We start from the raw sequence: 14,267 nt of genomic DNA on the forward strand, positions 1-14,267 counted from the left end.
TTGAAAACTGGTGGGCAGAAATGTCTCGTGGGTTCGAATCCCACGCCCTCCGCCATTGCTAGGGCCCGCGAATCCCAGTAGTTTCCTGGGATTCGCGGGCCCTATTATTTGGCGGAAGGCTGACTCGCCCCGGCATTTCCGGAGAGTGCTTTTCTGGTGTCAGCCGGCTTTGGTGACCGGTTCGTTGCGAGCGCTGTCGAGTTGCTCGACCTCGACTTGCGCGATGTGTCGCCAGGGGCCCTCGTGGTGGATGAGCGTGGACTTGTAAAGCCCGATCTGCGATTCCGCGAGAGAGTTGTCGTAAGCGTCGCCGACGGACCCGACCGAGGGGTCGATGCCCTCGTCGGCGAAACGGTCGGTGAACGCGATTGACGTGTAGACGCTGCCCGCGTCGGTTTGGTGTCGAGACCGCCTGGGCATCGGATAGCGACAGGCTCATCACGTCCTTCCCGTCGACACGCAAGGTCTGCTGAGAGGATGAGGGGTCGGCGTCGTTGCTTGCAATGCGCCGACCCCTTTGCCTTCAACCGGTTCGATGCTCTACAACGACTTCAGCGGTGTCCCGGACCTCCCGGGCCAGCCAGGCAGCAAGTTCGTCGCCACGCTCTGCCCAACTCCGGTGCTGTTCCGCGTCGCGCCAGCCGTCGCCCGGGCCGACGGCGGCCTCCCATTCGTCATACCATCGCCGCAACGCCATAACGAGTTGGTCACTGAGCCCATATTCATCGGGCGTTGCGGTGTAACCAGCTTTCGGGTCCCAAAGCGGCCACCGATGACCGTGATCAGGAAAGAACCTGATCGTGTGCAATTCTCCAGCTCGTCTCTTTGCGCTCCGGGCGATCGTAGCCTCGACCGTTGAGAAGGAGGGCACAGAAAGCTCTTCCTGAGTTACCGGGTCAACAACCCGAGCCCACTCGGCTCCTTCATGTGTCAGCTTCTCGGACTCCATACTGACCACGCTATCCTCACCGACGCTCTGTGGCCGCGACGATCGGGTTGGACAGGCTGATCGCCCGAGGCGGGCGTCGGCTGGTTCGCCTTGGGTGCTGTAGTCCGCTCGGACAAATCGTAGATGAGTCGCGACATATGTTCCACGACCTGGCACCTGCGACTGTGCCCGATGCCATCCGTGCCCGAGCGGCGCGTGATCGGCTAGCCTCGAGAAATGCCCACTCTGCCGCTGCGCGCCGACATCGTCGGCAGCTTCCTCCGCCCGCCCGAGCTCGCCGCGGCCCGGCACGCGTTCGCATCAGGCGGGCTCGATCGCGACGGATTGCGCGCGGTCGAGGACGCCGCGATCCGGGAGCTCGTGCTCAGCGAGGCGCAGGCGGGCTTGCAGGTCGCGACGGATGGCGAGTTCCGGCGTGCCTGGTGGCACTTCGACTTCTTCGGGCTGCTCGACGGCGTCGACGTCGTCGAGCTCGATCACGGTATCCAGTTCCAGGGGGTTCAGACGAAGCCCCGCGGCCTGGAGGTCACAGGGAGGATCGGGTTCGGCGACGACCATCCGTTCCTGGAGCACTTCCGGTCGCTCGCAGCGTTGCTCGAAGAAACCACCGGGGCCGTGCCCAAGTTCACCATCCCGGCCCCGACCGTGCTCGACTTCCGGCTGGAGCCCGACCACATCTCGCCGTCGGCCTACGGCGGACGCGACGACCTCGTCGACGACCTGGTCGACGCCTACCGGGACGCCCTGCGCGCCTTCTACGACGCCGGCGCCCGGTACCTGCAGTTCGACGACACCGCCTGGGCGTACCTGTGCTCGGACGAGGAACTCGCCAAGGCGCGTGAAAGAGGCATCGAGACGAACGGCATCGCCGAGCGGTACGCCGGGATGCTGAACCGCATCCTCGACGGCAGACCCGACGACCTCACGGTCACCACGCATGTCTGCCGCGGCAACTTCCGGTCGACCTGGATCTCGTCGGGCGGATACGAGCCCGTCGCGGAGCAGCTGCTCGGCAACACGCCGTTCGACGGGTACTTCCTCGAATACGACAGCGACCGGGCCGGCGGCTTCGAGCCGCTCCGGTTCCTGCCGGAGGGAGACAAGCGGGTCATGCTCGGCCTGATCACATCGAAGTCCGGAGCACTGGAGGACCCCGATGCGATCAAGCGACGGATCGACCAGGCCGCCGAGTTCGCGCCCCTCGACCAGCTCGCTCTCAGCCCGCAGTGCGGCTTCGCCTCGACAGAAGAAGGGAACCTGCTGACCCCGGCGGAGCAGTGGGCGAAGGTGCGCGAGGTCGTGGACATCGCCGCCGACGTGTGGGGCTGAGTCCAGGGGAACGCGACCACCCGGGGAGCGTCCTGCCTCGCGACGTGCGGTGCTCGAGCAGGTCCGGCAGGGACACGAGCGGGCCGCCCGATAGGCCCGCTCGTGTTCCCGCCGTTCAGTGCTGAGCGACCTCGATGTGCCTCCACGCGGCCGGCGTGTTGTAAGCCCGCACGCCGATCGCGCCTGCTGCTGTCGTCGTGCAACCGCTGTCGTCGTAGCTGAACGAGACGGAGTCGCCGCCTGCGGCTGGCACTCCCGTGACGGTGATGGTGCAGCCGGTGACGTCGGCGACGATGCGGTACCAGGTGCTGGCGGCCAACGGCACGGGCAATGCCGAGAAAGCCAGCGGGGTCCACCCGTTCCCCTCCCGTCCGAGGAACAGGGCGCCGTGACTCACGCCCACGAAGTAGCCGTTCAGCGAATCGGTCCCCACCGCGGGGTTGGTCACGCGGACGAGGAGGCCGGCGTTGCCGCTCGGGTTCGTCAACGACACCTCGCCCGTCGCGGTGTAGTCGGTCCAACTCGTCGAACCGGCGACCGACTTGTCGCCGGCACCTCCCGAGGTGTCGGAATAGACGCCCGGGTCTCCGCCGACCGTCCATGTACCGCCGTAGGTGGTCCACCCCGAGCTGCTTCCGCTGTCGAACGGCGCCTGGTACGGCGCGGGGCTCAGCGAGGTGAGCCCGCCCTGGGTGACGACGATGTCGCGCCAGCTCGCGGTCGCGCCCTGGTCGCGGACGGCGATGCCGCCGGTGGCGAAGCACCCGGTGTCCGTGTAGCTGAACCCGATCGGTGCGCCGGTCGAGCCGGAGGGCGAGCCGCTGACCGTGAGCGTGCAGCCGACGGCTTGGACGGTCACGTGATACCACGATCCGGTCGCCAGGCCTCCCGGGATCGAGGTGTACTGCAGGGGTGTCCAGCCGCCGTTCTCCTTGCCGAGGAAGAGAGCCGAGCCCGAGACGCCCACATAGTAGCCGTTGAGCGAGTCGGCGCCGACGTTCGGGTTGCTCACCCGCACCCCGAACCCTGCCTGAGCGCCGCTGTCGATGCGGACGTCGCCCTGGAGGGTGTAGTCGGCCCAGCCGGTGGAACCGGCCACGGACTTGTTGCCGCCGGATCCGCCACAGGTCTCCGAGAGCACGCCCGATGCGGTGCTCCAGCAGCCTCCGTAGTTGATCCATCCCGCCTGGCCGCCGTCGAACGAACTCGTATAGGGGAGCACGCCGCTGTTGGCCTCGCCGGTCGCCTCCGCGCACCCGGTGCCGCCCACGGTGGATGCGGTGGTGTAGCGCACGGAGGTGCCACTGCGCCCGAGCAGCAGGTCGGGACTGTAGCTCGTGCTGCAATCGGAGGCGCCGGTGAGCGGTTGGAGCGGTGCGGGCGTCCAGCTCCACGGGCCGGACGAGTCCGGATCCTTGGTGAAGATCGCCTGGCGGTCCTCCGGCGTGAAGCTGTTGTCGGAGGCGAAGCGTGTGCGCATCCCGGTCAGCATCAGCTGCCCGTTCGGGCCGCCTGCCGGGCTCCACACGAGGTAGGGGCTGCTGCCGAGATAGCGGCCGTCGCCGGTCACGGCTTCGGTTCCCAGATCGGTCGGGCCCGTCCCGAACGTCGTTCCTCCGTCGGACGAGATCTTGGTGTGCGCTTCGCAGTTGCGTCCGGCTCCGCACATCTCGAACGCCAGCACCATCCGGCCGTCTGGAAGCGTTGCGACGGTCGGCATGCCGGGACGATCGGTCGCGCTCGTGCTCTGGACGTCGATGACCTCTCCCGGACTGAAGTTCGTGGACCCGTCCGGGTTGGTGCTCCAGGTGTCTCCACCGTCGTTCGACACGATGTGCGCGACGACCTGAGCGTAGGTGGGCTCGAACCGTTCGTCGGAGAAGAACATGGCGAGCCGGCCCTGACCGTCCAGCGTCAGGAAGGGTTCCCAAATCCCGGAACCGCCGTTGGGCGCCCCGACTCCTCCTCCGCCGGATTGGATCGCGGCGCCCGATGTCGTCCACGTGGCGCCTTCGTCGGTGCTGTGCCACATGATGAAGTCGGTGGTCAGCGTGGTGCTCGGCGACGAGTTCCCCACCAGGGCGAGTGTCCCGGCCGGGTACTGGCCCAGCTGCTTCGGGAACTCGTAGAGGAACGGCTGCCACATGTGATCCGATGGGTGTCCGGCTCCGGGCAGCGGGTCGGTGAGCGTCGCCAGCGTCGTCCAGGTCGCGCCGTCGTCGGTCGACTTGCGGATGACATAGTCCGACGGCTGTCCGCTCGCGGATCCGTGCTCGAACGTCCCGAGCAGGGTCCCGTTCTGAGAACCGGCATGCTCGAGTCTGATCACCCGGGAGTACGCCAGGATCTCGTCGGAGGAGGAACGGGTGTACATGCTCCCTCCCGGCGAATTCGCTTGGGCTGGGATGGCGAAGAGCGCCACTCCAGCGACGACGGCCAAGGCGGCCACCGCAGCGGCCGCTCTGCGGACCTTCCACGTTGCAGATCTCATTCTCGACACCTCTCGGTCTCCGTTGACTGCCCCGAGCATAGTGATGTTGCCGAAAACAGGCAAACATTTCTTTAACGTTTCCCCCGCCTTCCGAACCATGCCGTCCTCGCGCGTGACCGCCCCGCCGCTGTGGCGCAAAGTTTGCCCAGTCACGTAGAATCGGCTGATCGAAGGGAGCGAAGCCGTGGTCAACCGACGGGAGGTGACACTCGCGGATGTCGCCGCGCGCGCCGGAGTGTCGGTCGGGACCGTCTCGAAGGTTCTCAACGGCCGCGGACAGCTGTCCGTCGAGACGCGCCAGAAAGTCGCCGGCGCCGCAGCCGAGTTCGGACTGGGAGTGCGCACCCCCGCCCCGACGGCCTCCCGAGGCCGGTCCTTTTTGGTGGGTGTTCTCTCCACGGACGCCTATGGCCGGTTCACCCTCCCGATTCTCGCGGGGGCGGAGGATGCATTCGGCCCCGGGGAGGTATCCATGCTGCTCGCCGAGAGCCGCGGAGACCCGATCCGAGAAGCGCACTACGTGCGAACCTTCCTGAACCAGCAGGTCGACGGCATCGTAGTGGCGGGAGGCTCCAGCGACCCGCGACCGTCGATCACGGGACTGCTCGGCGTTCCGACCGTCTACGCACTATCGCCGTCGCAGAACCCCGACGATGTCTCGGTCGTGCCGGACGACGAAGCCGGCGCGGAGCGTGCAATCGGCCATCTGATCAGTTCGGAGCGACGCTCCATCGCGGTCATCTCCGGCGCCCGGCGGCATACAGCCAGCTCCCACCGTGTCGACAGTGCGGAGCGCGCCATCGCGGCTGCGGGCGCCGAGCTGGCAGGAGGCGCAGCTCTGTACGGCGAGTGGAGCGAGCGGTGGGGCTACGAAGCGGCGACGCGATTGCTGGGCACCGAATTCGACGGCGTGTTCTGCGCCAGCGACCAGATCGCACGTGGAGTCGTGGACTGCCTGCGTGAAGCCGGCATCCTGATACCGACGCAGGTCGGGGTCGTGGGCGTCGACAACTGGAACGTCATCACCGATGCGGCGCGGCCCAGCATCACATCCGTCGACCTCAACCTCAGAGATGTCGGGCGGCAGGCGGCGGAGCTTCTCATGCGGATGATCGGGGGAGAGGACGTCGCCGGCGGTGTGCGTACGACCGAGTGCTTCCTGGTGCCGCGACAGTCGACGTGACGCCGCCCTTCGGGTCAGCCCGCCTGTGAGCGGCTCGCGACGAGCTCGGTCAGTGCACGTCTCAGTGAGGCGGGCAGCTCGATTGTTCGGAGCGGCTCCTCCTGCGCGGCGCAGGAGGTCGCCTCCTCGAGCGCAGACCAGATCGCGGGTTTCTCGGCGTTGGAGATCTGGGCGGCCTGGAGCACCCTGCGGAGCATCGTGCGGTGAGCCGCCGACGGCACGGGCGCTTCTGCGAGGGTGAACTCAGCACCCTGGGCCGAGTCGGCCGTCAGGGTGACGGAGAACCGATCCGCACGGGCGGTCTCCTCGTCGCGTCGCTCGCCAGGGCTCGCGAGAAAGGTGATCCGCCACTCGCGCGTCGCAGGGATGAGCCGAGTGGCACCGGATGCGGCTCCGACCCGGAACAGCCGGCGGTCAAGGTCCCAGGAGAGCTCCGTCTCGCAGGTGCCGTCCTCACGGCGATCGCCGTCTTCGACGAGCGTGAACGAGCCGGACGCCCCCGGAGCGACCAGAACCTCCAGCGTGCCCGGGTTGACCGTGGCGTCGAGTTCGGAGGATGCATCGAGCGGGACGATCCCGCCGTCTCGGAGCAGGACCGGAATCGTCTCGAGGCTGCGGTGCAGGCGCACGAATCGGTCGCCCGAATATCTGACGCCCGTGAAGATATCGGTCCACGAGCCGGGCGGCAGCCACGCCTCCGCCGACCCGAGCAGGGTCGTCCGGTCGCGTGGCTCCACGATGGGCGCGACGATCAGCTCTGTGCCGAAGGCGAATTGATTCGGGACCCGGTACGCCTCTTCGCGGTCAGGCAGCAGGTGATACATCGGGCGGACCAGCGGTGTGCCTGCGGCGGCGCGGTGGTTCATGGTGTGCAGGTACGGGACCAGGCGGTGGCGGAAGCGCAGAGCGTCGCCCATCGCAGCGCGAGGTTCCGGCGGGAAGTGCCAGGGCTCCTTGCGGATGAACGCGTTGCTCGCGGAGTGCAGCCGCATGATCGGCGAGAAGGCGCCGAACTGGACCCACCGGGTGGCGAGGTCGTCGTCGCGGATGCCGTTGATGTGCCCGCCGATGTCGTGGCTCCACCAGGCATAGCCGATGTTGGCCGCCGTGGCCGTGAACTCCGGCTGGAACGCCAGCGACGCCCAGGAGATGACGGCGTCGCCGGAGAAGCCGACAGCGTAGCGGTGGCTGCCCGGCCCTGCGTAGCGGGAGAACGTCATCCCGGGGGCGCCGGTTCGGCACGAGTCCAGGTAGTGGAAGTGGTTGAGGATCCACAGCGGATCCACGCCGGGAAGTCGACTGGACTGGCCCTGCTGCCAATCGATCCACCAGAAGTCCACGCCTTGCGTTTCGAGCGGATGGTGGAGGACCTCGAAATACGCCTTCAGAAAGGCCGGGTCCACAGGATCGAACGGGATCGGCTCTTCGGACTCCGGATTGCGGCCCAGTGCTTCGGCCATCGGCCGGTACTGGTCTTCGAACGCCCGGACTCCGTCCGCCGGGTGGAGGTTCAGCGCGACGCGGAGGTCTCGCTGATGCAGCCGGCCGAGGAACGCTTCAGGGTCGGGAAAGAGCTCCCTGTTCCACGAGTAGCCGGTCCAGCCGTTGCCGAAACGGGGCGGAACCGAGTCGACGTGATGCCAGTCCATGTCGACCACGGCGACCGAGAACGGGAGCTCGTCGGCCGCGAATCGGTCCATGAGCTCGAGGTACTGCGCGTCGGTGTAACGGTGATAGCGGCTCCACCAGTTGCCCAGCGCCCATCTCGGCAGAAGCGATGGCGTGCCGGAAACGTCGTAGTAGGCGCGAAGCGCCTGTTCGAAGTCGGTGCCGTAGGCGAAGATGTTGATGTCGCGTCGCCCGGGCGTGCGGGTCGCTATCCACCCGTCGCGGTCGAAGACGAACGAGTCGCTGTCGTCGAGGACGGCGACGCCGTCGCGCGAGAGGACGCCGGGCTCGAGCGGCATCCGGCCGTCGACGTCGTCGAGGGTGCGTCCTGTCCCTCCGAGGTTTCCGGAGTCGGCTCGGTAGCGCCACTGGTGCGCTCCGCCCTCCCGCGTCTCCAGCGAGAGCCCGCGGGAGGAGAACGGGCGCCCGTCGTAGCGCAGTCGAGCGCGTCGGGTGGTGATCTCGACACCGTCGCCGATGCGCGTCGCCGAATACTCCGGTACGGGAAGTCTGCGCCGGATGGCGAACGTGGAGGCTCGGTCTTCGAACCCCCCGTCGTCACTCCACTCGACGCGGAAGAGCCCCTCGTGGAGGACCGTTATCCGCCAGTTCGCCCCGCCGACGACCGCATCAGGATGCGGCACAGGGTCGGTGCCCGGCAGCGGACGAATGACGGAAATCGAATCGGTGACGCGCGTGTTCACTGGACCCTCCTGTAACGACCCGGGACATCGGGAGCGCACAGGAAGCCGGAGCGCGCTTGACACCCGCAAACCCCCGACGCTACGTTCAACATAACAGAAACGTTGCCGGAAAAATTTCCCGATAGGAGACAACGATGTCCGAACCCGCAAAGATGCCCAGGCGCAGGAAGGTGGCGATCGCCCTCGGACTGCTCCCGGCCATCGCCGCCGCCTTCGCCGGCTGCAGCAGTGCACCCTCCACGGGCGGGAGCAGCACCGACCCCATCACGATCTGGGGGCGCAGCGGAGCCTCCGAAGTGAAGCCTCTCGTGCAGGCCTACGAGAAGGCCCACCCCGGCCAGGTCGTGAAGTACACCCCCGTCGCCGACGCGCAGTTCCTCCAGAAGCTCAGCACCGCCGTGCGGTCGAACTCGGCGCCCGACATCGTCGCCTTCGACCTCGTCAACGCGCCCCTGCTCGCAACGGAGGGTCTTCTCGAGGACATCAGCAGCAAGACGTCCGCCCTCGGCTCGGGGTCGCCGATCATGAAGCCCGCCCTCGACGCCGGCAAGGTGGGCGGCAAGCAGTACTCGCTCCCGATCGCCATCGGGTCGTCGCAGATGATCTGGAACAAGGAACTGTTCCAGAAGGCGGGCCTGAACCCTGACAAGGCGCCCGCGAACCTCGCGGAGGTCCAGCGTGACGCCGAGGCGATCCACGCTCTCTCGCCCACCACCTACGGCTTCTCGACTCTCGGCTCGGCGGGTGGTGCGTACACAGGCTTCCCGACCATGTGGGCCGATGGCGGACAGCTCCTGAGCGCGCTGGGGTCCAAGCAGAAGGCGACGTGGGCCTCGTCGCCCGCGGTGGCCAAGGACCTGCTCTGGCTGCAGCAGATGTGGAAGTCCGGTGTGATGCCGCCCACCGAAGCCCCGAACCAGGATCCCGGCGGTCAGACCATGCAGATGCTCGACACCGGCAAGATCGGGATCGCCTTCACCGGCACCTGGGCGATCTCCGGCGCCGACGCCCAGAAGCTGCAGTGGGGCTACGCTGCAGGGATCCCGGGTCAGTCGGGCAAGCTCAGCGGATTCCTCGGCGGTGACGCGCTCGGGATCGTGGCGAGCTCGAAGCACCAGAGCGCTGCCTGGAACTTCCTGAACTGGAGCGTCGCCAGCAAGACGGCGGCGAAAGTGGTCCTCTCCAGCGGATCCGTGCCGTCGAACACGGCCCAGGCGTCCGCCCTCATGGGGTCCGACCCGGCGCACTCGCTGGAAGCGCTCCGGTCGGCGCGGCTGCCGCTCAGCATCGCGTACAACGCGGTCATCAACGACCCGAACGGCCCGTGGACGACCGCAGCCCAGAACGTCATCTTCAACGGCGCTGACCCGGCGACTGTGCTGCCGCAGGCGGCCTCCTCGGCAGACAAGCTGATCGCGGCCGCGTACAGCCAGATCGGTTCCTGAGCGGTGGTCGTCGGGACGAGCCCTTCTGCTCATCGCCGGATCCGGCGTCGTGCCGGGCCGCCAGACGACCTCCGCAGTCCTGCGCGGGGCGGCTCTTCGGAGCCGCCCCGTCCGGGGCGCCGGGCGCGTGAAGGCGAGCGCCGCGGGACGAGGTCGCTTCGGCGCCCGAACTGGTTCGCGCTGGGGCTGGTGAGCCCGGCGCTGATCCTCGTAGCGGTGTTCTTCTTCGTGCCGATGGTGCTGCTGGTCTACATGTCGTTCACGCAGTGGCCACTCTTCACCGGAGTTCCGCGATGGATCGGACTCGCCAACTACCAGGCGCTGTTCACCGACCCGGGCCTGGGCCAGGCCGTGTGGTTCACGATCGAATTCACCGTGGTTCTGGTACCCATCTCGTTCCTGGTCTCCTACGGGTTGTCCATGATGCTGCGGCGGTCGAGCCGCATCTCGTCCCTGTTCCGGGCCTCGTTCTTCCTGCCCGTGGTGATCGGCTTCACCGCGGCCTCGTTCATGGCGTCGACCCTGCTCACGCCCGGCACGGGCCTGATCAATCGGCTGCTCGCCGCGACGGGGCTCGGAAGCGGGAACACCGCCTGGTTCTCCCACCCGACGAATGCGTTCTGGGCGGTGATCGTGCTCACCGTCTGGAAGACGGCCGGAACGGCCATGATCCTGCTGATGGCCGCCGCCCAGGCGGTCGCCCCGGAGGTCGTGGAGGCGGCCCGGATGGACGGCGCCTCGTGGTTCGCCATCGAAACCAAGGTCATCGCGCCGCTCATCCGCCGCACGATCGGGCTGTGCCTCATCCTCTCGATCGGCGGCACCATCCTCACGTTCGACCAGTTCTACGCACTCACCAAAGGCGGCCCCGGCGGCGGGACGACGACTGTCGTGCTCTACACCTACACGACGTCGTTCATCCAGTTCCGCCTGGGCTATGGAGCGGCGATCTCGGTCGTCGTATCACTCGTGATCCTGGCCATCACAGCGTTCCAGCTGCGAGTGCTCGGACGGAAGGAGGACTGAGATGTCCGCATCAGCCACCGTTCAGACGAGGCGACGGCGCACGCGTGCGCGCTCGGCGCTCTCCCGCGGCGCATACGTCGTGCTCGGTACCGTGCTCTCGATCGTCGCGCTTGCGCCGATCCTGGCCACTGTCATCCGGTCGTTCCAGGGTCGCAACGCCGATGCCGAGGGCCTGACCCTCGGTTCGCTGACGCACCTGACCCTGCGCAACTTCAGCATTCTGTTCAGCCCGTCTGCGGACATCCTTCACTATGCGATGAACTCGGCGATCGTCGGCGTCGCCACCGCCGTCGTGGCACTCCTCGTCGCGGTGACGGCAGGGTACGTCCTCGCCCGCGTCCGCGGCCGTTGGGTCGATGTCGTGTTCCTGCTGGTGCTCGCGCCGATCGTCGTGCCGATTCAGGGTCTGCTGACGCCGCTGTCGGTCGTCCTCAAGGATCTCGGGCTCCTCAACACCCTTGCCGGCGTGATCCTGGTCCTCGCGACGTACCAGCTGCCCTTCTCGATCTTCGTCATGCGCAACTCCTTCGCCGCCATCTCGGTGGAACTCGAGGAGGCCGCGCGGCTCGACGGCTGCTCGCAGCTCCAGGTCATGCTGCGCGTGATCCTCCCGCTGTCGTGGCCCGGGTTCGTGACCGTCGGCCTGTTCGCCTTCATGGCGGGCTGGAACGACCTGATCACGTCGGTGACGTTCCTCTCGGATCAGTCGACCTACACGCTCCCGATCGCGCTCACACTGCTCTCGACGCACAGCAACTTCGGCATCAGCGTGGTCGACCCCGGCCTCGTCACCGGTGCCACGACGATCGCGGCCCTGCCGGTCGTCGCACTCTTCCTGCTGCTGCAGCGCTACTACGCCGAGGGGCTGGTCGCTGGTTCGTCACGTTGACGGAGGGCACCGTGTGCGCGAGTCAGGCGAGAGCGGTCGACTGCCGCTGGATGAGACGGCAGGGGACGCGCTCCACCCCTCCCTCGACCGGCTTGCCGTCGATGGCTGCGAGCAGGCGTGTCGCTGCGACGTTCCCGAGTTCGGCGAGTTGGAGGTCGACGGTGGTCAGCGGAGGCCGCGCTCCGTCGACCATGACGTCCCAGTTGTCGACGCCGACCACGCCGACCTGTCGGGGCACGTCGACGCCGCTCTCCCGGAGCCCGTCACTCAGCCCGCGGGCGATCTGGTCGCTAGCGCAGAAGACGCCGTCGAACTCGGCGCCGGAACGGAGCAGGCGCTGGGCCGCCTCGCGGCCCCAGGCCTCGCTCCATTCGCCGAACAGCGGCCCGTCGGCGACGAGCGGTTCGCCCGCCTCGGCGAGCGCGCGCTCGACCCCCGCCAGTCGATGCTGAACGGCGACCTGGCTCGGCGGGCCGGTGACGTGCGCGATTCGCCGGCGGCCTGTGTCGAGCAGGTGCCGCACCGCCTGTGCTGCGCCGTCCTCGTCGTCATGCAGGATCGACAGGTCTTCGGGGTCGTCGGACTGCGCCAGCGCGTAGACGACGGGAACGGGGAGGTGGCGCCCGAGGGAGGGGCGGCGGTCGCTCGAGCGACCGGTGACGATGATGCCGTCGACGCGCCGTGCGAGCAACACTCCCAGATAGTGCTGCTCACGGATGGGATCGCCCCGGCTCTCGCAGAGGAGCATCGACATCTGACCGGCTCCGAGCGCGTCCTCGGCGCCGGTCAGAAGGGGAATCGTGAACCGGCCGATGCTGTCGGTCGTCAGAACCCCGACGATGTAGCTGCGACCGGTCAGCAGTCCGCGCGCCACGAGATTGGGCTGGAACCCCAGCGCCTCGGCTGCCGCGAGCACCTTCTCCCTGGTCTCCTGGCGGAGAGCACCACGACCGTTCAGCGCCTTGGACACGGTTCCCGGCGAGACACCGGCCGCAGCGGCGACGTCGGCGACAGTCGGGTTCTTCTTCTTCTGCGGGGCCGAGTCCATCTGTTCCTCCTGGTCGTCCGACCTCATGGCGCGATTCGGAAATCTTTCCGAAACTGTACCGCACTATTGGTGATTGACGCCAAAACGCTCAGTAAGTACACTCGGAAACCGTTGTCCTAATTTTCCGAAACGTCGAGTCATGTCGACGAGGCAGATCCCCCTTCTTTCAAAGGAGAAACGAAATGGTGACACCTTCCCGACCCACGTCGGCGCGTTCCCTGCGCGTGGCGGCGATCGCGACCGCGGCGCTCGTCACCGCAGCCGCTCTGGCCGGATGCTCGCAGAGCGCGCCGGCCCAATCCGACAGCACTCCCGACAACGGCACCGCACTCACCATGTGGGCCCGCGACTCCAATGGCAATGTCGCCCAGACCCTGGTCAAGGAGTACAACAAGAGCCACAAGAACCAGGTCAAGCTGACCATCATCCCCAGTAACAGCTACCAGGCCAAGGTCGGCGCGGCGGCCGGCTCCAACGGCCTCCCCGACATCCTCGCCGCAGACGTCGTCTACTCGCCCAACTACGTCAAGCAAGGGCTCTACCAGGACATCACCAGCGAGCTGAAGAGCCTGCCGTTCTACAACCAGCTCTCCCACGCGCACACCGAGGCCGCCAGCAAAGACGGCAAGCTCTACGGCACCCCGCTGATCGTCGACTCCTCGCTCATCATGTACAACAAGGACCTCTTCGCGAAGGCCGGACTGGACCCGCAACAGGGGCCGAAGAACTTCACCGACATCTACAACGACGCCAAAGCGATCCGCGACAAGGTCGGCGGAGACACATACGGCTTCTACTTCGCCGGCGATTGCGCCGGCTGCAACGCGTACACGATGATGCCGTACCTCGCGGCCGCGGGTAAGCCGCCGTTCATCGACGACGGCAAGAAGGCCCAGATCGACACGGCGCCCATGAAGGACACGCTCGAGCTCTACAAGAAGATGTTCGACGAAGGCATCGTCCCGGCCAGCGCCAAGTCCGACGACGGCACGAACTGGACGAAGCTGTTCAACGCGGGCAAGATCGGCATCCTCCCGATCGGCAACTTCAACTTCGCCCCGGCCGAACAAGCCAAGATCACCTACGGCGAAGCGGGCCTGCCCGCACCGGACGGCTCGAAGACCGCGGGCTTCATCGGCGGCGACGTGGCCGGGATCAGCAAGAACTCGACCCACAAAGCCCAAGCCTGGAACTTCCTCCAATGGACGCTCGGCGAGGACGCGCAGGTGAACGTCCTCGCCAAGGCGGGGTTGCTGCCCTCCCGCGTCGACCTGGCCGACAACAAGTACAGCTCCAAGAACCCCGCCGTTGTCGCAGCGATCAAGGGCGAGGCGACAGGCTACACGCCGTCATCGATCGCCTACGGCTCGCTGGTCAACGACGCGACCGGCCCCTGGCTCAAGGCCATCAGGGACTACGTGTTCAACGGCCACGCCGACGCGCTCACCACCGCCCAGAAGTCGTTCGACTCCGGGCTCGCCCAGGCGTACTGACCTCACGGTCGTGTGTGCACGTGCCGCCCGCGCACACACGAC

10 protein-coding genes and 1 pseudogene are annotated in these 14,267 nt (G+C 67.3%); 6 read left to right on the top strand and 5 right to left on the bottom strand.

Annotated features, from left to right (window positions below; all coding sequences use genetic code 11):
* Nucleotides 1-207 precede the first annotated feature (207 nt).
* Nucleotides 208-396 (bottom strand): annotated as a pseudogene (locus Q0Q23_RS01260) (IS3 family transposase); the annotation flags it as partial.
* A 127-nt stretch (nt 397-523) separates the two neighbouring features.
* The gene (locus Q0Q23_RS01265; RefSeq protein WP_295118100.1) at nt 524-949 is read right to left on the bottom strand and encodes a hypothetical protein; all 426 of its coding nucleotides are present in this window, start codon (nt 947-949) and stop codon (nt 524-526) included.
* A gap of 216 nt (nt 950-1,165) precedes the next feature.
* On the opposite strand from Q0Q23_RS01265, the gene Q0Q23_RS01270 reads away from it, so the two are divergent.
* Entirely contained in the window at nt 1,166-2,278 is a 1,113-nt protein-coding gene (locus tag Q0Q23_RS01270) for a 5-methyltetrahydropteroyltriglutamate--homocysteine S-methyltransferase (RefSeq protein ID WP_295118103.1), read from the top strand.
* 115 nt (nt 2,279-2,393) lie between these two features.
* Here the strand turns inward: Q0Q23_RS01270 and Q0Q23_RS01275 are convergent, their stop codons facing one another.
* Nucleotides 2,394-4,769, bottom strand: a complete 2,376-nt coding sequence (locus Q0Q23_RS01275; protein WP_295118106.1) for a family 16 glycoside hydrolase — start codon at nt 4,767-4,769, stop codon at nt 2,394-2,396.
* 184 nt (nt 4,770-4,953) lie between these two features.
* Between Q0Q23_RS01275 and Q0Q23_RS01280 the strand changes: the two genes are divergently transcribed.
* A complete protein-coding gene (locus Q0Q23_RS01280; protein WP_295118109.1) occupies nt 4,954-5,952 on the top strand; it encodes a LacI family DNA-binding transcriptional regulator in 999 nt (332 codons plus the stop codon).
* A gap of 14 nt (nt 5,953-5,966) precedes the next feature.
* Here the strand turns inward: Q0Q23_RS01280 and Q0Q23_RS01285 are convergent, their stop codons facing one another.
* Nucleotides 5,967-8,324 carry a TIM-barrel domain-containing protein gene (locus Q0Q23_RS01285; protein ID WP_295118113.1) on the bottom strand — a complete coding sequence of 786 codons (2,358 nt, stop codon included), beginning with the start codon at nt 8,322-8,324 and terminating at the stop codon, nt 5,967-5,969.
* Between the two features lie 134 nt (nt 8,325-8,458).
* Here Q0Q23_RS01285 and Q0Q23_RS01290 point away from each other — a divergent pair, with 134 nt between their 5' ends.
* From Q0Q23_RS01290 to Q0Q23_RS01300, 3 genes are all read left to right on the top strand, one after another.
* Entirely contained in the window at nt 8,459-9,769 is a 1,311-nt protein-coding gene (locus tag Q0Q23_RS01290) for a sugar ABC transporter substrate-binding protein (RefSeq protein ID WP_295118116.1), read from the top strand.
* Between the two features lie 189 nt (nt 9,770-9,958).
* Entirely contained in the window at nt 9,959-10,795 is an 837-nt protein-coding gene (locus Q0Q23_RS01295) for a carbohydrate ABC transporter permease (RefSeq protein ID WP_295118119.1), read from the top strand.
* Nucleotide 10,796: 1 nt separating this feature from the next.
* Nucleotides 10,797-11,684, top strand: a complete 888-nt coding sequence (locus tag Q0Q23_RS01300) for a carbohydrate ABC transporter permease (protein ID WP_295118122.1) — start codon at nt 10,797-10,799, stop codon at nt 11,682-11,684.
* A 22-nt stretch (nt 11,685-11,706) separates the two neighbouring features.
* Here Q0Q23_RS01300 and Q0Q23_RS01305 read toward each other — a convergent pair whose 3' ends face one another.
* Nucleotides 11,707-12,732, bottom strand: a complete 1,026-nt coding sequence (locus Q0Q23_RS01305) for a LacI family DNA-binding transcriptional regulator (RefSeq protein WP_295118126.1) — start codon at nt 12,730-12,732, stop codon at nt 11,707-11,709.
* A 182-nt stretch (nt 12,733-12,914) separates the two neighbouring features.
* Between Q0Q23_RS01305 and Q0Q23_RS01310 the strand changes: the two genes are divergently transcribed.
* Complete coding sequence (locus tag Q0Q23_RS01310; protein WP_295118129.1) at nt 12,915-14,225, top strand: sugar ABC transporter substrate-binding protein; 1,311 nt, start codon at nt 12,915-12,917, stop codon at nt 14,223-14,225.
* Nucleotides 14,226-14,267: the final 42 nt, after the last annotated feature.

The sequence above is a fragment of the uncultured Leifsonia sp. genome, assembly GCF_945957465.1.
Lineage (GTDB): Bacteria > Actinomycetota > Actinomycetes > Actinomycetales > Microbacteriaceae > Leifsonia.

Excerpts from the sequence above, each read along its gene's own strand:
- Q0Q23_RS01290 (WP_295118116.1), top strand. The coding sequence starts at position 8,459 with ATGTCCGAACCCGCAAAGATGCCCAGGCGCAGGAAGGTGGCGATCGCC.
- Q0Q23_RS01265 (WP_295118100.1), bottom strand. The coding sequence starts at position 949 with ATGGAGTCCGAGAAGCTGACACATGAAGGAGCCGAGTGGGCTCGGGTT.
- Q0Q23_RS01300 (WP_295118122.1), top strand. The coding sequence starts at position 10,797 with ATGTCCGCATCAGCCACCGTTCAGACGAGGCGACGGCGCACGCGTGCG.
- Q0Q23_RS01305 (WP_295118126.1), bottom strand. The coding sequence starts at position 12,732 with ATGGACTCGGCCCCGCAGAAGAAGAAGAACCCGACTGTCGCCGACGTC.
- Q0Q23_RS01275 (WP_295118106.1), bottom strand. The coding sequence starts at position 4,769 with ATGAGATCTGCAACGTGGAAGGTCCGCAGAGCGGCCGCTGCGGTGGCC.
- Q0Q23_RS01270 (WP_295118103.1), top strand. The coding sequence starts at position 1,166 with ATGCCCACTCTGCCGCTGCGCGCCGACATCGTCGGCAGCTTCCTCCGC.
- Q0Q23_RS01310 (WP_295118129.1), top strand. The coding sequence starts at position 12,915 with ATGGTGACACCTTCCCGACCCACGTCGGCGCGTTCCCTGCGCGTGGCG.